The organism is Kosakonia cowanii JCM 10956 = DSM 18146 (assembly GCF_001975225.1).
Taxonomy (GTDB): domain Bacteria; phylum Pseudomonadota; class Gammaproteobacteria; order Enterobacterales; family Enterobacteriaceae; genus Kosakonia; species Kosakonia cowanii.
The window spans coordinates 4,088,808-4,110,363 of record NZ_CP019445.1 but is presented as its reverse complement, the minus strand read 5'-3'; the positions used below and the strand labels follow the sequence as shown (position 1 = coordinate 4,110,363).

Sequence of the window (21,556 nt, the reverse complement as noted above, 5' to 3'; positions counted from 1 at the left end):
AACTATCATGGCTGTTATTAATACTAACACCCTGTCGCTGATGACCCAGAACAACCTGACTAAATCACAGTCTTCTCTGGGCACCTCGATTGAGCGTCTCTCTTCCGGTCTGCGTATCAACAGCGCGAAAGACGATGCTGCTGGTCAGGCGATCGCGAACCGCTTTACTTCTAACATCAACGGCCTGACCGTTGCTGCCCGTAACGCCAACGACGGTATCTCTCTGGCACAGACCGCTGAAGGCGCGCTGAGCGAAGTGAACAACAACCTGCAGCGTATCCGTGACCTGACCGTTCAGGCGCAGAACAGCTCCAACTCCGCATCTGACATCGACTCCATCCAGGCTGAAGTTAACCAGCGTATGGAAGAGATCAACCGCGTGACCACCCAGACCGACTTCAACGGCATTAAAGTGCTGAACACCGGTACGGGCTCAAGCAGCTACAGCTTCCAGGTCGGTTCTAAAGATAGCGAAACTATCTCCATCAGCCTGACCAAGTCTGACTCCTACAACCTGTACAATGCGACTGGTGCAACAGCGCAGACTACCGGCCAGACCATCAACGGCAACAAACGTTCTACTGCCGCTGAAGGCTTCGACGTACTGAAAGGTACTGTTGATGCGTCCGGTAGCACTGATGGTAGCCCGCTGGCGGATATCGATAAGGCCATCAAAGCGGTTGACGATCAGCGCAGCCTGCTGGGTGCGTCCCAGAACCGTTTCGAGTCCACCATCACTAACCTGAACAACACCGTGAGCAACCTGTCAGCTGCCCGCAGCCGTATTCAGGACTCCGACTATGCGACGGAAGTGTCGAACATGTCCCGCGCGCAGATCCTGCAGCAGGCCGGTTCTTCCGTGCTGGCGCAGGCCAACCAGGTTCCGCAGACCATGCTGTCCCTGCTGCGTTAATTCGCAGACATCAGTTGTAAAAAAAAAGCGCCGCTTGTCGGCGCTTTTTTGTTTTATAGGGTGGGTAATTTTTCGACAAAAATCGTGCAAAAAACATAAAAAAACCTAAAGAGTTGGCAAGGTTCGTCGATAACAATTATGACGGTGATGAAGCCGCTGGCGCTTACCGGAATATAAAAAATCTCTCACTGAAGGATAACTATCATGGCTGTTATTAATACTAACACCCTGTCGCTGATGACCCAGAACAACCTGACTAAATCACAGTCTTCTCTGGGCACCTCGATTGAGCGTCTCTCTTCCGGTCTGCGTATCAACAGTGCAAAAGATGATGCTGCTGGTCAGGCGATCGCCAACCGTTTCACCTCTAACATCAATGGTCTTACCGTTGCTGCCCGTAACGCCAACGACGGTATCTCCCTGGCGCAGACTGCTGAAGGCGCGCTGAGCGAAGTGAACAACAACCTGCAGCGTATCCGTGACCTGACCGTTCAGGCACAGAACAGCTCCAACTCCGCGTCCGATATCGACTCCATCCAGGCTGAAGTTAACCAGCGTATGGAAGAGATCAACCGCGTAACCACCCAGACCGACTTCAACGGCATTAAAGTGCTGAACACCGGTACCGGTTCAAGCAGCTATAACTTCCAGGTTGGTTCTAAAGATAACGAAACTATCTCCATCAGCCTGAGCAAGTCTGACTCCTACAACCTGTATAACGCCACTGGTGCAACTGCGGTAACCACCACCCAGACCATCAACGGTAACGCGCGTTCTACTTCTGCTGAAGGCTTCGACGTACTGAAAGGTACCGTTGACTCCACTGGCGGTACCAACGGTGCTCCGCTGGCAGATATCGATGCGGCCATCAAAGCAGTTGACGATCAGCGCAGCATGCTGGGTGCCTCCCAGAACCGTTTCGAATCCACCATCACTAACCTGAACAACACCGTGAGCAACCTGTCAGCGGCACGCAGCCGTATTCAGGACTCCGACTACGCGACGGAAGTGTCGAACATGTCCCGCGCGCAGATCCTGCAGCAGGCTGGTTCTTCCGTGCTGGCGCAGGCCAACCAGGTTCCGCAGACCATGCTGTCCCTGCTGCGTTAATCCGCAGACACCGTTGTACAAAAAAGCGCCGCCTGTCGGCGCTTTTTTTTATCTCCACGGCTATCACGCCGGACAATCGCCAGATTTAAGCCCTTTTCAACAACCTTATTCCCCCCTCGAAACGCAGGCATTCCCGCACAATAACTCTAATTACACTTGCGCCCACCGTTTCGGGTAGCAGGTCAAACAGGTTGAGGATGACGGATGCAAACCCTATTAATCAGTATTGATAGTTTCGACGCTTTTACGCAGCCTGCGGCTGAACTTATTGATATTGCTGACACGCTGTTGGCGTCTGGCTGGCGCGTCGAGGTCATTTGCTCGACGGCAGGTAAAACGCTGGGCGCGGAAATTGCCCGCCTGACAGCGACAGGCCGTTTTGCGATCATTACCGATAAGCAAGGCGAGCTTGCCCGCCATTACACGCTCATCTGGATCTACCGCGGCTTTTTCAGTGACAAGTTACTCGATGCCCTTAGCGCCGGCGATCTGCGCGGCGCGATGCTCTTCCGTCACTACTGCGATTACAATGACATGTACATCCCCTGGGGCGTCGCGCTGGAAAACCGTCTCGCCGCGCTGACGCTCGATCTCTCCCCACGCAGCTCTGCCATTTTGTTGCAAACGGGTATTGATCCTGCGCAGCTTAAAACGATGCCGTGGAGCGTACCGCGTCGCTTTGCACAGTATGTGCGAACGCGCCAACCGCAAAGCCTCACGCGCGCGCTTTACATGGCACCATCGATGTCGACAGAAATGTATGAAATCCAGGCGCGCGCGCGCGATGTGGGCATCAAAATTGAGTGGCTCGATCTCAGCCTGCAGAGTGAGCGTCTCGAACCCGGCTGGCTTGAGCAGTACGATGTTGTCATTGGCAACGAAGATAGCGTGGCAAAAGCGCTTTCTCTGGGTATTCCCCTGTTCCTGATTAATGAAGGCTACGTGGAAGGCTACCTGGGTGAAAATAACATCGCCCAACATGAGGCGGAGCACTTTAGCGCACTTACCCTGCGCAACTGCCCGGATGCCGATGAGTGGGTAGAGTTACTACAAAGCGGCTATGCCGGAGCGCAGGCGTGGACTCAGGCGCAACGGGCGCACTTCGCGTCGAAATGGGCACTGGATGCACAGCTTGAAGCCCTGCTGGCGCAAGATTTACCTGAAAAATCGCTGCTGATTGATGATAAAGAGCGCTACACCCTGCATTTTCACAGCAAAGCGGTGCTGGCCCAGCAGCAGACCAGCGATTACTCACTGACGCGCTGGTTTGAAGACCGCAAGCTCAGCGACGCCCGTCGCGAGGCGCTGCTCTCCTTTGCCGCGGCATATCCGCACAAATCCACTCTTGGCGTCATTATTGTTGGCGAAGGCCCGCTGGCTGAGAAAACTAAAGCGTCGGTCGAGTGCCAGTCGCTGGCACCCGTCACTATTGACGTGATTGCAGAGGAGGGCGCTTGGCCTGCAGCAGTGAATACGCTGCTCACTACCCGCGAAGCCGGTTCGATGTTGATCGTCCCTGCAGGCTATACCTTACGGGATGACGCGCTGTTGCGTTTCGTCGGGCAAGCGCTCCATCAGCCAGAGGCCTTGCTCTTCTACTGCGATGAGATGACGCAGGGTGAGGGGAACGATCCAGAGCTGACGCTGCGTCCGGAAGTGAACATTGATGTGCTACGCGGTTTTCCCTATATCGGACGCGTGCTGCTCTTCTCACGTGAAGCGGCGCAACAGCTGGGTGGCCTGAATCCACGCTATCCGCACGCTGCGATGATCGATCTGCTATGGCGCTTTGTTGAAGCACAGGGGCCGCAATCGCTGGCGCGCGTGGCGGAAGTTCTGGTAGAGAACCCGCATAAAGCGTCGCACTGGTATGCGAGCCCGGCGGTGATAGAGGAGTGCGGCGAGGTGCTGCTTGCGCATCTGCAGCGCCTCGGTATCAACGCCTCGCTGGAGGAGGGCAACGCCCCGGCGATGAAACGCCTTCGCTACCACTGGGGTGCCACGCCGCTGGTCTCTATTATCATTCCGACCCGCGATCGCTTCGCCCTGCTCAAACGCTGCATCGAAAGCCTGATGGAGAAGACGCGTTACCCGCACTATGAAGTGCTGATCGTCGACAATCAGTCTGTCGAGGAGGATGCCTGCCGTTTTCTCAACGATCTTGCCGGCCTGGGCATCGATCAGGTGCGCATCCTGCGTTATGACGCCCCATTTAACTATGCGGGGATCAATAACGCTGCGGCTCAGCAGGCGCGCGGAGATGTGCTGGTTTTCCTGAATAATGATTGTGAAATCATTGATGGCGACTGGCTTGATACCTTGCTGGAGCAGGCACTGCGCCCGGAAGTGGCACTGGTAGGTGCGAAGCTCGAATATCAGGATGGCACTATTCAGCACGGCGGGTATCTGCTCGGCCTGCAACACGGCGTCGAGGTTGCTTTTGAGGGGAGTGACAACCAGGCCAGTGGGTTTAGTCACTTCCTGAAAACGCCGCGCAATCTGGCGGCGGTGAGCGGCGCCTGCATGATGGTGCGCAAAGAGGTTTTCTATGCCCTTAATGGCTTCACTGAGGAGAAATATCCGCTCTATTTCGGCGATGTTGACCTTGGATTGCGGGCGCAAAAGCTGGGTTATCTCAACGTCTGGACCCCTTACGCCCGCGTCAAACATATGGGCGGCGCCACGCGTCTGCTCGGCAGTAAAATCGGTGTACAGGAGCGTCCTTTACTGCACGACTATGCGACGCTTCGGGCTGAGTGGCAGCAGGGGCTGCTGGCAGAACCCTCTTACCATCCGTTAATGCAGAAAATGGGTAAAGCGTTCACCCTGAGCGACAGCGTGGCCCGGCTCCACCAGCCGCTGCCGGGGCGTCCACTGCCGGTAGTGATGGCGCATCATATTAACTGGGTTGGCGGTGGTCATCACCGTGTGATGCAGCCATTCAAAGCGATGGAGCGTCACTTGATGCTGGAGGGGGGGCTTACCAATACCATCCCCGGCGTGATGGAGGCTGCGCAATTACAGCCGGACGTTATTCTGCTGGAACTGATCACCGGTAGCCGCTTCCCGGATATCTTCAGACAGCTGCGGGAAGTGAGCGCAGCGAAAATTGTGCTCGAATATGACGATTACCTGTTAAACGTGCCGTTGAAGAATGGTAACCGGCAGCACTTCCCACAGCATATGATCAAAAGCTTCAGAAAAGTGCTCGACAGCGCCGACTGGCTGGTGGTTTCAACCGCACCGCTGGCGGAGGCCTATAGCCGTTTTCATTCCGATATTCGAATTGCGCAAAACCGACTGGCGCCGCATCAGTGGGGAGACCTGCGCAGCGCGCGCGGCGTAGGGAAAAAGGTGCGCGTTGGCTGGGCGGGCGGCAGTTCGCATAGCGGCGATCTGGAGATCCTGCTGCCGCTTATCAAGGCGCTGGAAGGGCAGGTTGAGTGGGTCTTTATGGGCATGAAACCGCGCAATGTGCAGTGCGAGTTTCATCCCGGCGTACCTTTCGAACTCTACCCGGAAAAGCTGGCGAGCCTCAATCTCGATCTCGCGCTGGTGCCGCTGGAAATCAACCAGTTCAACGAGTGTAAAAGTAATCTGCGCCTGCTGGAGATTGGCACCTGTGGCGTGCCGATTATCGCCACCAATATTGAACCGTACCGATGCAATCTTCCGGTGACGTTGGTCGAGAACCGCTTTAAAGAGTGGATGAACGCCGTGCAGGCCTACATCAATGATGAGGATTTACGCCACCGTCAGGGAGATGCACTGCGCGAGGCCGTACATCAAGAGTGGTATCTTCGCGATGCCGGGCTGGATGAGTGGCGCCACGCCTGGTTACCGGCAGAAAAGTAGCGTAGCAATATGAAAAAAAGGGAGGCCAGAAGGCCTCCCTTTTTATTAACTGCTTTGCGACTATGCGTCTGGCAGCCAGATGCGGGCCTGCTGAAGCACTGTTTGTTCATCCCAGAAGCCTTGCGCCAGCACCTGCGCTTTTAGCGCATCGCCCAGTGCCGCTGAAGCCGGGCGGTCGTGCAGATGATTTTCAATGGCCTCACGCCAGAGTTTGGGCTTATTCCCCACGCGGGTAATGGCAGCAAAGTTGCCGGTTGCAACAATATCGCTACAGATAACCGGCACGCCGCAGGCACCATATTCCAGCACCCGACGCGGGCTGAGCGTGCGATTCCACAGATTATCCGCCATCGGCAGTAAAGCGAGATCCAGATTGAGGCTGGCCAGCTTCTGCGCAAAATAAGTCGGCTGCACAGCTGCGTGATACTCGGTCATCAGCGGACGCAGTGACGGCGGGCAGTAGCCATAGAAAACCCACTCAACGCGATCCGCCAGCTGGCCTACTAATTTGTGAATGATTTCCAGATCGCCGACATCGGCAGCGCTGCCGATCCAGCCGACACGCATTTTATCGCCGGTACCGCGCAGCGTATTGAGCGCTGACCACTGACGAGGATCGAGGCGAGCGGGCATAACGCGGATATCGCTATGCAGACCTGCGCACTGCTCCGCAAGCGCTTCGCTGGCCACCACCAGCCTGTCGATATGGCTTAACGTAGCGCGCAGAGCGGCTGCCAGCGCCTGTGGAGATTCGCTGCGCTCGGCCGCATTGACCGGCATAGCGGGCAACCAGCCGTCAAGGTCGAACACTTTGAACAGGCTCTCTCCCTGCGGCAGCCGTCGTAACCACTCTTGCGTGCCGTCACTGACCTGGCGATGAACAATTAACGTATCCGGCGCAAAACGCGCCAGGTCGGCGTAAGTACTGGCGTGATAGTTGATCTGACCTTCGACCAGCCCCACTTCATGCATCAGCGAGAGCGGTGTATCGAGACGCTGCTGACTCTCAGGTAAGCTGCGTAGCGGGAAGGAGACCAGGCGCGGGATCGGTTTCCAGTGCAGCGGCTGCCAGCTGTTATAGCGATCTACCTCAAACTGGAAACCCGCGCCATCCTGGGAGAGGTTAGGGTTATAGGCAGGATCGTTTGCGATAATCGGTAGCCACTTGCGGTACATGGCATCCTGTTCAGCCATAAAGCGCTGGCGCTTTTTCTCCTGCACCGTCTTGTCGACATGAGTCTGGCTGACGCTGCCTTCATGCATCACCAGCGCGTGCGGTGTCCAGACCGTTAAATATCCCGCCTCGCGCACTTTTAAGCAGAGATCGACATCGTTATAGGAGACGGTGAATTGCGTCTCGTCTAATCCGCCAACCTGCTCATACACCGCTTTGCGGATCAGCAAACAGGCGGCGGTTACCACATTGTAGTTCTGGTCGACACGCAAACGGTTCATATAGCCGCTGCGATCGTTTTCACTGCCGATATAGGGGTGATCGGCCGGGCCGCGCAGCCCGAGTACGACACCCGCGTGCTGGATTTTTCCGTCAGGGTAGAGCAGTTTTGCGCCCGTGATACCCACTTCCGGTCGCAGACCGTGGTTAAGAAGATTATCCAGCCAGTCGGGGTTAATGATTGCGGTATCGTTATTCAGCAGTACCAGGTAGTCGCCGCGCGCTTCCCGTGCCGCCATATTATTGATGGCAGAGTAGTTAAAGGGGTGCGGATAACGCAGGACGCGAATGCGTTCAGGATCAATGGACGAAATGCCCTCCAGCCACTGTAGCGCCTCTACCGTTTCGCTGTTGTTATCGACAATCAGCAGTTCGTAATTACGGTAGCGCGTTTTTTCCAGCAGAGTGGTGACGCAGGCACTGAGGATGCGCAGCTGATCTTTGGTCGGGATGATGATCGACACCAGCGGCTGTTCCTGGTGATGGTAGCGCAGGGCATACAGACCCTCGCCGGTCACCGCCACCTCGCCCTGGGGGTAGCCGCGCTGGCGCAGGTGATGGGTTAAAATGTTTGCCTCTTCCGCTCGGGTCAGGATCTCAGGCAGGTGGCCGAGAAGAAATGGCTCCGGAAGGTGTCCGGCAAAACCCATCCCTTTCTGCTCAATCAGGCGCACGATGTACTCAAATTGCCACGCCTGCACATAGTGCGGGTTGAAACCGCCCAGCTCATGTAGTGTACGGGTGCGAAACAGCCAGTGGCGAGCCATTTCCGCCGGGTAGCTCAGCAATAAATCGAGGTTAAAGTCCGGGCGAAACGCCGTGGAGTGGATATCACCTTCCTGCTGATAGAGTTCGTCACCGTAGAGCGCATCACACTGTTCCGCGTCACCCAGTGCCAGATCGAACATCAGCATACCGCTGGAGAGCAGCGTTTCGCCTGCCTCGAGGAACAGCACCCAGTCTGTTGCACTGTCGCTGAGAAAAGCGTTGATGTACTGCACCGTTTGCGCCTGTGCCGCCACAATAGCGATCGTATCAGGTGCGCAATGCAGCGCGGTTTCGCCTACCGTAACCGCTTCAAGCGTTAGTCCGTAGCCGGTATAGCCGTTGATACTGTCAAATGTTCGCTGCGTGGCTGCCGGATCGCGGTCTGCATGCAGAATAAAGACCGTTAAGGTTTGCGCGATGTTGCGCGCCGTTGCATACGCGTCGACATAGACCCGGTGTTGGGCAGGAAGCGTGCGCTGTTGCAGCCACTGCTGAATTTGATAGCTCTGATAATGGCGGCTTGAGAGGTGCGTTGCGTGCAGCATGCCGTGAATCAGGTTCTCCTGCTGTACCTGCTCAGGGGCATTGAGCGGTGCCACCTTGACGATGCAGTTCTCCTCTTTGGTGCCTTTGTACCAGCCCTGTTCCCGAATGATTTGCGGGAAACGGGTATAGGTACGATTTATCATCTCGCGATACTTCTCATCGTTGGCTCGCTTACTGCTCTGATTTTCTGAAACGCGAAATGCGGCGAGAGGCTCGGCGATAAATGCCAGGTTGCCGAGGCGCAGCAATTTCACGTAGAGCGCGACATCCACGAGGAAGGGCATCGGTTCACCGCCCAGGTTGAATAGCTCCTCGCCGAAGGCGAGCGCGTCTTCGCGATAGCAGAGCACCGCGCTGGGCTCGCCGATAAAGTTGACCTGGTAGTCGGCAAAAAAGGCGACCAGATCGGCACCATCGATCGCTACATCGCAGCCAAACGGAAAGGCCGTGGCATTAATATCCACCAGCGGCTTGCCCTCTTCATCAATACGCGTGCGACGGGACGAGGCGAGACGATTGGCGGGTGAGGATTCAATGGCGTCAACCAGACGCGTCACGCACTCTTTATAAATGATGTCGTCGTCATAAAGGAACTTGATGTATTTACCCTGCGCTTCCCGAATACAGCGGCGCACGTTATTAACCTCGCGCAGTGCTGGTTCGTTTTTGAAGTAGCGGATCGGCACGGTGGAGTGACCCGCGTAACGCTCGGTCAGGGTGCGGATGGTGTCATCGCGGCTATCGTCACAGATAATGATTTCACAGTTGGGCCAGCTTTGATGCAGGGCGCTCAGAAGCGCTGTCTCAAAGAACTCAGGGTTGTAAGCGGGGATGGTAATACTTACCAGAGCGTGTTCGTTCATTTTTTATCCATGCTGAGCTACCCGCGCGCGCGAAGGCAGGGTCATCGTTTTAATACCCCGACTTTGTCACACCGCTGGCAAATCCAGCCGTTAAATATCGGATCTTTTATCCCCTTATTCCTCTGATAGTGAGCGACATTGCACTCGTTTGCATAATTAGCACCATAAATGAATGCTGTTTTGCCGATCGAATAGCCGCAGGCTGGGTACTATCAGCAAAACTTCTCTTAATCAGGCAGGCTTCTCCATGGGCGATAACATTTTCGTCACCAGTCCTTTGTTACCCTCTCTGGAAGAATTTATTCCTTACATGGAGAAGATCTGGCAAAACCGCATTTTGACGAACGGCGGGCCGTTTCATCGTCAGCTTGAAGAGGCATTAGCCGACTACCTTGGTGTAAAGCATGTGTGCCTTTTTTCTAACGGCACCCTCGCGCTACTGACCGCGTTACAGGCATTGCGCATCACCGGCGAGGTGATCACCACTCCTTACTCATTTGTGGCGACGTCGCACACGCTGCTGTGGAACAATTTGACGCCGGTATTTGCCGACATCGATCCGCAGACATTTAATATCTCCCCTGAACGTATCGAAGAGCTGATCACGCCACAAACCACCGCCATCATGCCGGTACACTGTTACGGCATTCCCTGCGATACCGACAGGATCCAACAGATCGCCGATATCTATGGCTTGAAAGTGATTTACGACGCGGCGCACGCCTTTGGCGTCCGCCAGGCGGGGACCAGCATTCTGAACCACGGCGATTTGTCGGTGCTGAGTTTCCATGCGACCAAGGTTTTCAACACCTTCGAAGGCGGCGCAATTATTTGCCATGATGAGCGCACCAAACAGCGCATCGACTATCTGAAAAACTTTGGTTTTGCCGGGGAAACCCGCGTGGTTGCGCCGGGCATCAACGCCAAGATGAATGAGATGGAAGCGGCGTTTGGCTTGCTTCAGCTCAATCATATTGATGGCGCGCTGGCCTCGCGGGCGAGCATTTATCAACGCTATTGCGAAGGCTTACAGGGCGTGGCTGGCATTCGCTGGTTCGATGCGGCTGGACGTTTCGACTGGAACCACGCCTACTATCCTGTGCTGGTGGAGAGCGACTACCCGCTTACGCGCGACGGGCTTTATGATGCGCTGAAAGAGGAGGGGATATACTCTCGCCGCTACTTCTATCCGCTGATTAGCTCATTTTCAATGTATCGCCATCTGCCCTCCGCCGCGCCGCAACATTTACCGGCTGCCAATGCCATCGCGGAGAAGATACTCTGCTTGCCCATCTACCCGGACTTAAGCGAAGCGGATCAACTACGGGTTATTGAGGTGATTCGTCGACACGGGCTGAAAAAGCGCATGGTCCCCCACGTAGCGTGAGAAAAAAAAGCACTGGCGAACCAGTGCTTTTTTTATGCGTAAGCCACGTGCCGGGTCAGCATCGCCACCAGATCGTATCCATCCCAGTTCAGCGTGAAATCGAGGGTATGACCAAAGGGGACAATACGATCAACCCCTTTTGGACGCCGCGCGCTAAGCCACTGATTGACCTTTTCCGACTCGACGCCAAACAGCGCCAGTGTCTGGCAGCGTTCGCCGCACATTGGGGTGATTTCATCGAGTTCAGCGGCTCCATACTCCATAAAGAAACCGCAGTTGCCGCGCAATGCCATCATCTGAGGCGCAAGGGAAGGTAGCTCAACGCGCATCAGCAGGTTATTGGCATCAGAGGCTTTTTTTACGCCGGGATAGTTCGCCGCCAGCTGATACAGACGGCTCAGCTTATCGACGGCTGCCACTGGTTCCAGTGTGTAACGCGCTGCGGCGTAGTCGTGAAAGTGTTGCCAGAAGAGCGTCCGGGCCTGCGCTGCATCTTGCCCCAGCCACACCACCAGCGCAGGGGAGGAGCAGGCATTCTGATCGTTGAGCAGGGTATCGTTAAAGAATGCCTGCGCCAGCGCGGCTTTGTTTTCATGCGCCAGGTAGCGTCCGGCGTCAATCGCCGCCAGCGAGTAGCGATCGGCAAAGGCAATATCGAGTGCGCGCACCGGCAGCGGCGAGCGACGGATCTGGGCGATGGTTTCATCTCCACCCCAGATTATCCGCGTATCGCACAGCGCCGAGAGCGCATCATTGATGGCTTGTTGCCGCCCATAGCGCAGCAGACAGATCCAGGGCGCAAGCGATGGGTGTTCTGCCAGCGCGGCGGATAACAGGCGGATGATAAGCCTCACCTGAGGGTGATCGCGCCCCGGTAAACGCACGATATTGGCATTGCCGGTTAGTAGCCCGCTAAACAGCGAATAGGCGAAATTCGCCGCGACATTTCCCGGTGCGATATGAAACGCCACGCCGCGACCAAAGCGCTGCGCGAGATCGCCGCTACTGGCGCGCATCTGTGCCAGCGATGCCGGCCGGCACCAGAAACCGAGGCTCACCACGTCTGGCCACGCCTTCGCTTCGCTGTCTTGCAGCGCCAGGCGCGAAAAGGTGTGCAGAAACTCCAGCACCGGCGCGGCAAAAGGAGCAAACGGAGCCAGCGCAGGCATCGCCCGCAGCTGTGCTTCATCGCCAATGGCAAAGGTTATACCGTCAAAATGTGGCTGCATACGTGTCGCTACACCCTCGTAATTCCGCTTTCTTCAGCCGGCCAAAGAGATGGAAGTACTTCCCTTTGCGCCCGCAGGGGCAGTCATCTTCACCCAGCAACACGCCCTCATCTTCTGTCAGCAGGGAGTGACCCGGATAGGACTCCGGAAGCAGGGAGAGCACCTGAACAATCCCGCGCTCGCCGACTGGCGCGCAGGAGAAATCGGCTGCGTTACGGATAATCACATCCGAGAAAATGGAGCTGTGCAGATGGCCCTCTTCGCACTGCATCGAAACAGAGCCGGTCTGCTCCACCATGCCGTAGTAATCATGCACCGCGGGCAGCCCGCAGACCGCCTGTAAACGACGGGCGAACTCAGCTGGTGAGACCGCTTCGTTTTGCAGCTTTTTCCATCCGCCGCCATGAATCAGTAGCGCATTATCCAGCGCCAGCCTCTTTCCGCTGGCCGCCAGCGCTTTATAAAAGTGCTGCCAGACCATAAAAGTGAAGCCAAACATCAGGATGCGCTTGCCGCGATGTTTTTCCAGGAACGCCTCGATCGCCGCAACATTCAGGTTCATCCCTTCATCCAGCGCCCATGCGCGATCCGCCCCGAAGAGGGAGAAACCGAGAATTCCCGCGCCGCGCGCCGAGAAGTGCAGGCGATCTTTAAGCACATCGGGCGAGTCGATAATCAGCATCGGCATCCGCCCGGCACCGGTAAAGTGGCTGACGATCTTTACCAGCGTTTTTTGCTGCATTGCCGCAGTGGTTTTATCGAGGAAAATTCGCGACACCTGCTGGCCGGTGGTGCCGGAAGAGGTCATGGTTTTCACCACCTCTTCATCCGCCACGCTTTTGAGCGTTAACGTTTTGAACAGCGATACCGGCAGGAAAGGGATCTCTTCAGGCGCGTTAATCGCCTGCGGCGCAATACCCTGCGCATCCAGCATCTGGCGATAGGGCGCGCAGTGTGCATAGTGATGGGCGGTTAGCGTTTTCAGCCGCGCCAGCTGCAACGCGCGTTTTTCCTCGCGCGCCAGCGAGTAGGGTGCGATGGCCAGCATCTCATCAAGGGTGAGGGACATGTTCTTTCAGCCTGTGATAGAGCGTCTTACCCGCCGGGTTTTTGGGAATGTCAGCAAGAATAATGGTGTGAAACGCGCTGGCATGAAGATGGCTTAACTGGGCGGCATACTGTTTCACCGCGGCGGCATGTGAGGCATCGGTGAGAAAGATACAGAGCAGATCGTCGCGCCCGTCGCAGGCGAGGCTGACTTCCGGGAAGGCGGTTTTTAATAGCGCCTCCATCTCATCCAGCCCCACGCGGTTACCGAATATTTTCAAAAAACGCTTTTTGCGCCCAACAATGCGGTAGAAGCCTGCTTCATCGACGGTGGCGATATCGCCAGTGTGCAGCGTGCCGGCAAACTGGTCGCCGAGCGCTAAATCTTCGCCACGCTCGGCGTAGCCCAGCGCCACGTTATCGCCGCGATAAATCAGTTCACCCTGCGTATCCGGCGTGGTGATGGGTTGGTTTGTCTCATCCAGCAACAGAAACTCGCCGCCCGGAATTGGTTTACCGATAAAGCCGTAACGCGCGTCGGCGTCTTCCGGCGGTAGCCAGGCCATACGCGAGGTCGCTTCTGCGGCACCATACATAACGATAAAACGCTTCCCGCTCTGGCGGGCAAACTCGGTGTACTCCTGCTGCAACGCTGGCGAAAGTTTGCCCCCGGCCTGGGTCAGCGTGCGCAGATCCGGCAGATCCATGCGCATAAAACGCAGCTTACGCAGCATCTCCCAGGTATAGGGCACCCCGGCGAAGGAGCTGGCGCGCGTCTCGCGGACAAAGTTCCACAGTTCGCGCTGCATCACGCTGTGCCCCGTCAGGAGGAGAGTAGCGCCAGCGTGTAAATGGCTGTTGATGATCGATAAGCCGTAGACATAGTTGATCGGCAGGCTTACCAGCCCGCGCTCATCGGCATCAATCTCTAAATAGTGCGCGATGCTGGCGGCGTTACTCTGCAGATTACGTTTACTCAGGCGCACCAGCTTCGGGCTGCCGGTTGAGCCGGAGGTCGACATCAGCAGCGCCAGATCGTCATGCAGCGGCCAGGGCGTTAGCCCGGTGACGGTCAAATGATAACCCGTCTCCTGCGGTTGCCAGAGCAGGGCCGGGCGGTAAGTATCAATCAACTGTTGCGTCAGTGACTCATCAAGGGCGCTGTCGAGCAGCAGGGCCACCGCATCTGCTTGCAGGCAGGCGAGATAGCCGATTACCGCATCGGCCTGGTTCTGGCAAAAGAGAAAAACCAGCGCGCGCGCGGGAAGCTTACCGGCCAGCGCATTAACTCGGGCAGTCAGCTCGCCATAGCTGAGCTGCTGCCCGCGATCGTCGATCAGCGCCAGCCGCGCAGCATCGTGTTGTTGCGTCTGCCAGAAGGGGGTCATTGCAGCGCGTCCACAATCCGCGCGCACACCTGCCCGGCAGTCAGGCCGCTCTGCTCCAGCATCCAGCCGTAGTCGCCAGCGTGCGGATAACCTTGCGGGATGCCGACAATCATCTGTCGCGGCCGCTGCGCCTGATTGGCAATACACTCCGCCACGGCGCTGCCAAGACCGCCGATCACGCTGTGCTCTTCCAGCGTTACCAGCAATTTTTTCCCCAGTTGCGCGCTGATGGCGGATTCATCCAGCGGCTTGATGGTATGCATATCAATTACCGTGGCGGCAATGCCGCGTTCAGCCAATTGTGCAGCGCAGGTGAGGGCAACATGCACCATGCTGCCGGTGGCGATAAGCGCAATGTCGTCGCCTTCGCGCAGGGTTATCGCTTTGCCCGGAATGAGTTCAAAATCTTCTTTATAGACGATGGGAGCGCGCATACCGCCAGTAAGGCGGAGATAGACCGGTCCATCGTAGGCCAGCGCCGCCTGGGTCATCTTGACCGTGGCGGTACAATCTGCCGGGGAGAAAATGGCGATGTTAGAGACCGAGCGCAGCATTGCCAGCTCTTCGATACCGTGGTGCGTGGCACCAAACATGCCTGTCGCCAGACCTGACGCCAGCCCGACCAGCTTAACGTTCTCCTGCATATAACCGAGGTTAAGGCGTACCTGCTCTGCCGCGCGCAGCGTCAGAAAGTTAGGAAACGAGGTGGCGAACGGCACAAAGCCGCTGGAGGCCAGACCTGCGGCGACGCCCACAAGGTTCTGTTCAGCGATGCCGGTATTAAAGAAGCGATCGGCATAAGTCGTGCTAAAACGATCGAGGCCCGAGGATTTACAGAGATCGCCGGAGAGCGCAACGATACGCGGATCCTCGTGCGCCAGCTCAAGCAGGGTCATACCGAACGTGCCGCGTGAGCCGAGCATCGACCACGAGCGGATAGTGGCGGGTTTAAACTCAATCATCTTCGCCTCCGCGCAGCGCATCGAGCGCATCAGACAACTGCTGTGCCGAGACGCGGTTACGGTGAAACTCTTTACTGTTTTCCATAAACGACACCCCTTTGCCTTTGACCGTGTTGGCGATAATTACTTTCGGTTTGCCGTTGTGCGGTGCGGCGAAGGCCGCCTGCAGTGCGTCAATATCGTGGCCATCACAGACAATGGTTTCCCAGTGGCAGGCGCGCCACAGCGCCTCGAGATCCATCTGCATCACCTCGGCGGTAAAACCATCGGATTGCAGACCGTTACGGTCAACGATCAGGGTCAAATTATCGATCTTATGGTGCGCCGCCATAAACGCCCCTTCCCAGATAGCCCCCTCGTTGCATTCGCCGTCGCCGACCAGCACATAGGTGTGCCATGCTTCGCCGTTCAGGCGGCGTCCGAGCGCCAGCCCGGTCGCGAAAGAGAGCCCCTGAGCCAGGCTGCCGCCGGAGAAGTCGATGCCATATTCCGGGTGTTTGGTCGGGTGAACCTGCAGCACCGAACCGTTGATTTCAAACTCATTGAGCTGCGCCTCGGTAATGATGCCGAATTCGCACAGCGTGGCATACAGCCCCAGCGCCGCGTGGCCTTTACTGAGGATGAAAACATCCCGTTGCTTGTTGGTAATTTGCTGCGCATCGTAACGCATCACGCTGCCATACAGCGTACTCAGGATGTCGGTCATCGACAGAGCAGGGGAGACATGCACGCCATCGCTCGGCGCGTGGTGCGCCACATTAACGATACGGCGACGTATGCGTCGCGCCGCATCCTGAATTTTTTGCGTCATTTGAGACCACCATCCACACGGATCGTCTGGCCCGTGATATAGCTTGAGAGATCGCTGGCTAAAAACAGCGCCGCTTCGGCAATTTCTGCCGGTTGGCCGGCACGGCGTAAGTCGGCGCTATTTTTCGCCTCCTCGACCACCTGCGCAGGCATGGTCAATAACATCTCTGTATCAGTGATCCCCGGCGCGATGCAGTTTGCGCGGATCCCTTTTTCACCCAATTCAGCGGCGATAGATTTGGTCATAGCGATCAGTGCCGCTTTTGAGGCACCGTAGGCAGATTTACCCGGGTTGCCGTCTTCTCCGGCGGTCGAGGCAATATTGATAATGCTGCCGCGCTGGTGGCGGGTCATCAGTTTGGCAACGTATTGCGTAAACAGGTAGACCGAGAAGAAGTTGACTTCAAACTGGCTGCGCAATTGCGCTTCGCTGGTCATCTGGAAGAGACTGTTGAGCGTAATACCCGCGTTATTGACCACGGCATCCAGCGGGCGTTTATCCGCCATAATGCGTTTTACCGCCTGCTTCATCGCATCATAGTCAGTCATATCGAAGCCCAGCGGCCAGATTTGCACATCATGGCGGCTGGCAATCTGCGCCATCTCGTCACAAAAGAGCGCATCGGCTTCGCGCGCATGAGCATAGATGTTCGCGCCATTGGCGGCAAAAACCTCGACCATCGCACGGCCCATGCCACGACGGCAGCCGGTAATAAGAACTGTTTTTCCTTGCATCAACATAGGTGACTCCTCAACCCATTCCGCCATCAACGCGGATAATCTGGCCGGTGGTGTAACTGGAGGCGTCGGAGGCGAGCCATAGCAGGGTGTTAGCAACCTCTTCAGGTAGCCCCGGACGTTTTAATTCGCAACGCGCCATCTGGCGTGCCATTACCTCTTCAGAGAGCGCGGCGGTCATGGCGGTAGCTATTACGCCTGGTGCGACGGCATTGACCCGCACGCCCTGCGGGCCAAGTTCCGCAGAGAGGGTTTTGGTCGCGGCTATCCACGCGGCTTTAACGCTGGCGTAGGCAAGCTGGCCCGGGTTGCCATCCAGCGCTGAGATACTGGAGATATTGATAATGCTGCCTCGCTTCTGGCGCAGCATCAGGCGGGCAATATATTGTGTGAAAGCGATCTGCGAGAAGAAGTTGATGGTGAAGGTTTTCTGCAACTGCTCCAGCGTCACCATTTGAAAGTTGGCATCAAAGTTTGCGCCAGCAATGTTCACCAGAATGTCGACCGGCTTTTTCGCTTTCTGAATCGCCATCGCGGCCTGTTTGACCGCATCGTTGTCGGTGAGATCAAAATAGACCGGGATAATCTCCACCTGATGCTGCGCGCTAAGCTGCGCGCAATAGTGTGTAAACTCCGCCGATTCGGTCTGGCAGCAGGCGAAAACATCGGCTCCCGCCCGGGCGAAGGTTTCCAGCGTTGCCTTGCCGATACCCTGCAGGCAACCGGTGATAACAGCCGTTTTCGCTTTCAGCAACATGGTCTTAGTCCTGAAGTTCGACGTCGTATTTCTTCAGGATCTCTTTACCTTTTGCCCAGGAAGAGAACTCAATGATGTCGTCGGTATCCATCATGATATCGAACGCGTCCTCCAGCGAGGCGATCATCGTCATGTGACCGACGGAGTCCCAGGATGGGGTGTCCTGATATTTGTAGTCAGCAAGGATCGCTTCGCTGACGTCAAAAGTTTCCGTAAAAATGCGGTTATAGGTAGCTAAGTTAGACATCGTGTTTCTCCAGAATTGTGTAAAAAATGAGTTGTCTTGTACGCGGCATACCGGCGGCCAGGATCATCGAAAGACTTTTTTATCGTCGTTTGCGCGGATGACTCTTGCCGGGTTGCCCATGGCGATAACGCCGTCAGCGATATCAGCAAACACGGCGGCACCCATACTGACGATCGCCTGCTGGCCGATAGTGGTGTTTTCACGGATTACCGCATTCATGCCAATAAAGGTCGCGTCGCCGACCCGGCAGTGACCCGCCAGGTTGGCATAGGATGAGATCACGACGTCGTCGCCAATCAAACAGTCGTGTCCAAGGCTGGCGTTAGGTTGCAAATGGACATTGCGGCTAATGCGACAGTCGCATGAAATAAAGACGCCACAACAGACGACGCACCCCTCTTCGAGGGTAACGTCAGAACTGACATGCGCGGCAGGATGCACCAGCACAGGGAGCTGGAAGCCGGCTGCCCGTGCTTTATCCGCTAACACGCGGCGAGCAGCAGGTTCACCGACGGCAATGACAATCTCATACTCGGCAGGATTCAGACTTTGCAGCGTCACGACGTCATAGCCTTTAAGCTGGCGCGCAGGCTGCATATCATCAATAAAGCAGAAGCCGTCCCAACGGGGATGCAGATGATTGATGTGTGTCGCCAGTTCAAGTACTTCTCTACCGAGACCACCTGCGCCATAGATTGCCAGTTTCATCATATCCTCGAGATGCGGTATTGCCGGGCGATGAGTTTGGCGAAACCGCGTCACGCTGTTGCGTTCGCTCGCGCGCAAAAAGGGATAGCCCGGATCAGGGCTTTAATGTAAATGAGCGGCGGGGGGAGTCAGGGGGGGAATAACCATCATTTTTCCTCGCTTATCAACGGATAGGGCTGGGTGAAAAAGCGCGATTTTTTGAATAATTTCATTTAAGTCAGAGACTTTGGCTGATTGCCTAACAAAAACTGGCGCCGCACTAAATGGTTTTTGCCATAAGCGAAAATTTTTTTATCCGCTAAATTGTGTCTATTATCCCCTTGATTGATTGGAATTTTCTTGAAAGGTTGTAGGTTTTAAAGCGCGAATTTTCTCTATTGGTGTAAATAACCTGCCATTTCACCCACTATTCATCCGATTAAAACAACTATAGAAACGGATAATTACGCCGATAACTCAATTAACGCAGGGCCGTTTATCGTGAATTCACTCTATACCGCTGATGGTGTAATGGATAAACACTCGCTGTGGCAACGTTATGTTCCTCTAGTGCGTCATGAAGCATTGCGCCTGCAGGTGCGTTTGCCAGCAAGTGTGGAACTGGACGACCTGCTACAGGCGGGCGGCATTGGTCTATTGAATGCAGTAGATCGTTATGACGCTCTGCAAGGAACGGCATTTACCACTTACGCAGTACAGCGTATTCGTGGGGCGATGTTGGACGAGTTGCGCAGCCGCGATTGGGTGCCACGCAGTGTCCGACGTAATGCCCGCGAAGTGGCGCAGGCAATGGGGCAACTAGAGCAAGAGCTGGGACGTAACGCGTCGGAAACAGAAGTGGCGCAGCGTCTTGGTATTCCTGTTGAGGAGTACCGTCAGATGTTGCTCGATACGAACAATAGTCAGCTTTTCTCCTATGACGAATGGCGGGAAGAGCACGGCGACAGTATCGAGCTGGTGACGGAAGATCATCAACAGGAAAACCCGTTATTCCAGTTAATGGAGAGTAATTTACGCCACCGGGTGATGGAAGCGATTGAGTCGCTGCCCGAGCGTGAACAACTCGTCCTGACGCTGTACTACCAGGAGGAGCTGAATCTCAAAGAGATTGGCGCCGTACTGGAAGTCGGGGAATCGCGTGTCAGCCAGCTCCATAGCCAGGCCATTAAGCGCTTACGTACCAAGCTGGGTAAGTTATAGGTCGGTGATACTGCATCGCCCCTGGTAAATGCCGAACAACGCATTGACAACCAGGAGTTATCATGACGGTGCAGCAATCGAAAAGACGGCCATTAAGCCGCTACCTGAAAGACTTTAAACACAGCCAAACGCATTGTGCTCACTGCCACAAACTACTCGACCGCATTACACTGGTACGCCGGGGCGAGATCGTCAACAAAATTGCGATTTCGCGACTGGACATGTTGCTGGATGAAGCCGCGTGGCTACAAGAGCAAAAAGAGTGGGTGGCACTCTGTCGCTTTTGTGGCGATCTGCACTGCAAAGAGCAGAGCGACTTCTTCGATATCATCGGCTTTAAACAATACCTCTTTGAACAGACTGAGATGAGCCACGGTACGGTGCGCGAATATGTCGTGCGTCTTCGCCGCCTTGGTAACCATCTCACTGAACTGAATATCTCCCGCCAACTGCTGGAAGAGGGGTTCCTTGATGAGAACCTCGAACCTTGGCTACCTGCGACCAGCACCAACAATTACCGCATCGCTTTGCGCAAATATGCCCAGTTTAAAGCTCAACAACGCTTTACTGGCGCGCAAAAGATCGCTGTCGGCGCGACATCTGATATATATTAAAAAAGAATGTGTTATCAGGCCGCGGCTGGGCTTAGCGCTCAGACGCGGCGCGCTATAGCGAATCTCTTAGTGGGGGAAGAATGAAACTAGCACTTTTGGGTCGTCAGGCATTAATGGGTGTTATGGCTGTCGCGCTGGTGGCCGGTATGAGCGTCAAAACCTTTGCCGCAGAAAATCTGCTGAACAAAGTTAAAGAGCGCGGCACATTATTAGTTGGGCTGGAGGGCACCTATCCGCCGTTCAGCTTTCAGGGTGATGATGGCAAGCTGACCGGTTTTGAAGTGGAGTTCGCCGAAGCCCTGGCGCAGCATCTGGGTGTAAAAGCATCGCTGAAGCCGACGAAATGGGACGGCATGCTGGCCTCGCTGGACTCAAAGCGCATCGACGTGGTGATAAACCAGGTCACCATCTCCGACGAGCGCAAGAAAAAGTATGACTTCTCAACGCCCTACACCGTGTCCGGTATTCAGGCGCTGGTGAAAAAAGGCAATGAAGGCAGCATCAAATCGCCTGCCGACCTGAAAGGTAAGAAAGTCGGCGTTGGTCTTGGCACCAACTACGAAGAGTGGCTGCGCAAAAATGTGCAGGGCGTCGATATTCGTACCTATGATGATGACCCGACCAAATACCAGGATCTGCGCGTAGGCCGTATTGACGCCATTCTGGTCGACCGCCTGGCGGCGCTGGATCTGGTGAAGAAAACCAAAGATACGCTGGCCGTCGCCGGTGATGCCTTCTCCCGTCAGGAGTCTGGCGTGGCAGTGCGCAAAGGCAACGATGACCTGCTGAAAGCAATCGATGCGGCCATTGCCGAGATGCAGAAAGATGGCACCATGAAGGCGCTGTCAGAAAAATGGTTCGGCGCAGATGTAACGAAGTAATCGTGCTCTGCTAAAAAAGGCGCTTAATCAAGCGCCTTTTTTATTGCTGAGGATATTTCCGTGCATAATAAAACCATTAC

General features: G+C 55.7%; 17 protein-coding genes. 7 read left to right on the top strand and 10 right to left on the bottom strand.

Annotated features, from left to right (window positions below; translation table 11 throughout):
* The first annotated feature begins 7 nt into the window (after nucleotides 1-7).
* From BWI95_RS19500 to BWI95_RS19490, 3 genes are all read left to right on the top strand, one after another.
* Nucleotides 8-913, top strand: coding sequence for a flagellin N-terminal helical domain-containing protein (locus BWI95_RS19500; protein ID WP_076770088.1), 906 nt, complete (start codon nucleotides 8-10; stop codon nucleotides 911-913).
* Between the two features lie 204 nt (nucleotides 914-1,117).
* Complete coding sequence (locus BWI95_RS19495; protein WP_076770087.1) at nucleotides 1,118-2,023, top strand: flagellin N-terminal helical domain-containing protein; 906 nt, start codon at nucleotides 1,118-1,120, stop codon at nucleotides 2,021-2,023.
* 204 nt (nucleotides 2,024-2,227) lie between these two features.
* A complete protein-coding gene (locus tag BWI95_RS19490; protein ID WP_076770086.1) occupies nucleotides 2,228-5,878 on the top strand; it encodes a glycosyltransferase in 3,651 nt (1,216 codons plus the stop codon).
* 60 nt (nucleotides 5,879-5,938) lie between these two features.
* Here the strand turns inward: BWI95_RS19490 and BWI95_RS19485 are convergent, their stop codons facing one another.
* Complete coding sequence (locus BWI95_RS19485) at nucleotides 5,939-9,508, bottom strand: glycosyltransferase (RefSeq protein ID WP_076770085.1); 3,570 nt, start codon at nucleotides 9,506-9,508, stop codon at nucleotides 5,939-5,941.
* 247 nt (nucleotides 9,509-9,755) lie between these two features.
* On the opposite strand from BWI95_RS19485, the gene BWI95_RS19480 reads away from it, so the two are divergent.
* Nucleotides 9,756-10,895, top strand: coding sequence for a DegT/DnrJ/EryC1/StrS family aminotransferase (locus BWI95_RS19480; protein ID WP_076770084.1), 1,140 nt, complete (start codon nucleotides 9,756-9,758; stop codon nucleotides 10,893-10,895).
* Between the two features lie 32 nt (nucleotides 10,896-10,927).
* On the opposite strand, the gene BWI95_RS19475 is transcribed toward BWI95_RS19480, so the two are convergent.
* The 9 genes from BWI95_RS19475 to BWI95_RS19435 form a co-directional block, all read right to left on the bottom strand.
* Nucleotides 10,928-12,124, bottom strand: a complete 1,197-nt coding sequence (locus BWI95_RS19475; protein WP_076770083.1) for an acyl-CoA reductase — start codon at nucleotides 12,122-12,124, stop codon at nucleotides 10,928-10,930.
* Entirely contained in the window at nucleotides 12,108-13,193 is a 1,086-nt protein-coding gene (locus BWI95_RS19470) for a LuxE/PaaK family acyltransferase (RefSeq protein WP_076770082.1), read from the bottom strand. Before BWI95_RS19470 ends, BWI95_RS19475 begins: the two co-directional genes overlap by 17 nt.
* Nucleotides 13,177-14,559, bottom strand: a complete 1,383-nt coding sequence (locus tag BWI95_RS19465; protein ID WP_076770081.1) for an AMP-binding protein — start codon at nucleotides 14,557-14,559, stop codon at nucleotides 13,177-13,179. The genes BWI95_RS19470 and BWI95_RS19465 overlap by 17 nt, the downstream gene beginning before the upstream one ends.
* Complete coding sequence (locus BWI95_RS19460; RefSeq protein ID WP_076770340.1) at nucleotides 14,556-15,521, bottom strand: transketolase family protein; 966 nt, start codon at nucleotides 15,519-15,521, stop codon at nucleotides 14,556-14,558. Before BWI95_RS19460 ends, BWI95_RS19465 begins: the two co-directional genes overlap by 4 nt.
* A complete protein-coding gene (locus tag BWI95_RS19455; RefSeq protein WP_076770080.1) occupies nucleotides 15,514-16,332 on the bottom strand; it encodes a transketolase in 819 nt (272 codons plus the stop codon). The genes BWI95_RS19460 and BWI95_RS19455 overlap by 8 nt, the downstream gene beginning before the upstream one ends.
* Nucleotides 16,329-17,072 (bottom strand): SDR family NAD(P)-dependent oxidoreductase, encoded by a 744-nt coding sequence (locus BWI95_RS19450; RefSeq protein ID WP_054803243.1) that lies wholly within the window; start codon nucleotides 17,070-17,072, stop codon nucleotides 16,329-16,331. The genes BWI95_RS19455 and BWI95_RS19450 overlap by 4 nt, the downstream gene beginning before the upstream one ends.
* A gap of 10 nt (nucleotides 17,073-17,082) precedes the next feature.
* Nucleotides 17,083-17,826, bottom strand: a complete 744-nt coding sequence (locus tag BWI95_RS19445) for an SDR family NAD(P)-dependent oxidoreductase (RefSeq protein ID WP_054803244.1) — start codon at nucleotides 17,824-17,826, stop codon at nucleotides 17,083-17,085.
* Between the two features lie 4 nt (nucleotides 17,827-17,830).
* The gene (locus BWI95_RS19440) at nucleotides 17,831-18,073 is read right to left on the bottom strand and encodes a hypothetical protein (protein ID WP_054803245.1); all 243 of its coding nucleotides are present in this window, start codon (nucleotides 18,071-18,073) and stop codon (nucleotides 17,831-17,833) included.
* 63 nt (nucleotides 18,074-18,136) lie between these two features.
* Nucleotides 18,137-18,784, bottom strand: coding sequence for an acetyltransferase (locus BWI95_RS19435; protein WP_232374395.1), 648 nt, complete (start codon nucleotides 18,782-18,784; stop codon nucleotides 18,137-18,139).
* A gap of 477 nt (nucleotides 18,785-19,261) precedes the next feature.
* On the opposite strand from BWI95_RS19435, the gene BWI95_RS19430 reads away from it, so the two are divergent.
* The 3 genes from BWI95_RS19430 (at nucleotide 19,262) to tcyJ (ending at nucleotide 21,476) form a co-directional block, all read left to right on the top strand.
* Nucleotides 19,262-19,981, top strand: coding sequence for an RNA polymerase sigma factor FliA (locus tag BWI95_RS19430; RefSeq protein WP_023480141.1), 720 nt, complete (start codon nucleotides 19,262-19,264; stop codon nucleotides 19,979-19,981).
* A gap of 62 nt (nucleotides 19,982-20,043) precedes the next feature.
* Nucleotides 20,044-20,595 (top strand): flagella biosynthesis regulatory protein FliZ, encoded by a 552-nt coding sequence (fliZ, locus tag BWI95_RS19425; RefSeq protein WP_042717714.1) that lies wholly within the window; start codon nucleotides 20,044-20,046, stop codon nucleotides 20,593-20,595.
* Between the two features lie 80 nt (nucleotides 20,596-20,675).
* A complete protein-coding gene (gene tcyJ, locus BWI95_RS19420) occupies nucleotides 20,676-21,476 on the top strand; it encodes a cystine ABC transporter substrate-binding protein (RefSeq protein ID WP_042717715.1) in 801 nt (266 codons plus the stop codon).
* The last annotated feature ends 80 nt before the right edge of the window (nucleotides 21,477-21,556 follow it).

What these genes read in the sequence shown, in the direction of transcription:
- BWI95_RS19455 (WP_076770080.1), bottom strand. Translation starts at nt 16,332, where the DNA reads ATGACGCAAAAAATTCAGGATGCGGCGCGACGCATACGTCGCCGTATC.
- fliZ (WP_042717714.1), top strand. Translation starts at nt 20,044, where the DNA reads ATGACGGTGCAGCAATCGAAAAGACGGCCATTAAGCCGCTACCTGAAA.
- BWI95_RS19500 (WP_076770088.1), top strand. Translation starts at nt 8, where the DNA reads ATGGCTGTTATTAATACTAACACCCTGTCGCTGATGACCCAGAACAAC.
- tcyJ (WP_042717715.1), top strand. Translation starts at nt 20,676, where the DNA reads ATGAAACTAGCACTTTTGGGTCGTCAGGCATTAATGGGTGTTATGGCT.
- BWI95_RS19475 (WP_076770083.1), bottom strand. Translation starts at nt 12,124, where the DNA reads ATGCAGCCACATTTTGACGGTATAACCTTTGCCATTGGCGATGAAGCA.
- BWI95_RS19480 (WP_076770084.1), top strand. Translation starts at nt 9,756, where the DNA reads ATGGGCGATAACATTTTCGTCACCAGTCCTTTGTTACCCTCTCTGGAA.
- BWI95_RS19465 (WP_076770081.1), bottom strand. Translation starts at nt 14,559, where the DNA reads ATGACCCCCTTCTGGCAGACGCAACAACACGATGCTGCGCGGCTGGCG.
- BWI95_RS19470 (WP_076770082.1), bottom strand. Translation starts at nt 13,193, where the DNA reads ATGTCCCTCACCCTTGATGAGATGCTGGCCATCGCACCCTACTCGCTG.
- BWI95_RS19450 (WP_054803243.1), bottom strand. Translation starts at nt 17,072, where the DNA reads ATGTTGATGCAAGGAAAAACAGTTCTTATTACCGGCTGCCGTCGTGGC.
- BWI95_RS19495 (WP_076770087.1), top strand. Translation starts at nt 1,118, where the DNA reads ATGGCTGTTATTAATACTAACACCCTGTCGCTGATGACCCAGAACAAC.
- BWI95_RS19485 (WP_076770085.1), bottom strand. Translation starts at nt 9,508, where the DNA reads ATGAACGAACACGCTCTGGTAAGTATTACCATCCCCGCTTACAACCCT.
- BWI95_RS19435 (WP_232374395.1), bottom strand. Translation starts at nt 18,784, where the DNA reads ATGATGAAACTGGCAATCTATGGCGCAGGTGGTCTCGGTAGAGAAGTA.
- BWI95_RS19490 (WP_076770086.1), top strand. Translation starts at nt 2,228, where the DNA reads ATGCAAACCCTATTAATCAGTATTGATAGTTTCGACGCTTTTACGCAG.
- BWI95_RS19440 (WP_054803245.1), bottom strand. Translation starts at nt 18,073, where the DNA reads ATGTCTAACTTAGCTACCTATAACCGCATTTTTACGGAAACTTTTGAC.
- BWI95_RS19445 (WP_054803244.1), bottom strand. Translation starts at nt 17,826, where the DNA reads ATGTTGCTGAAAGCGAAAACGGCTGTTATCACCGGTTGCCTGCAGGGT.
- BWI95_RS19460 (WP_076770340.1), bottom strand. Translation starts at nt 15,521, where the DNA reads ATGATTGAGTTTAAACCCGCCACTATCCGCTCGTGGTCGATGCTCGGC.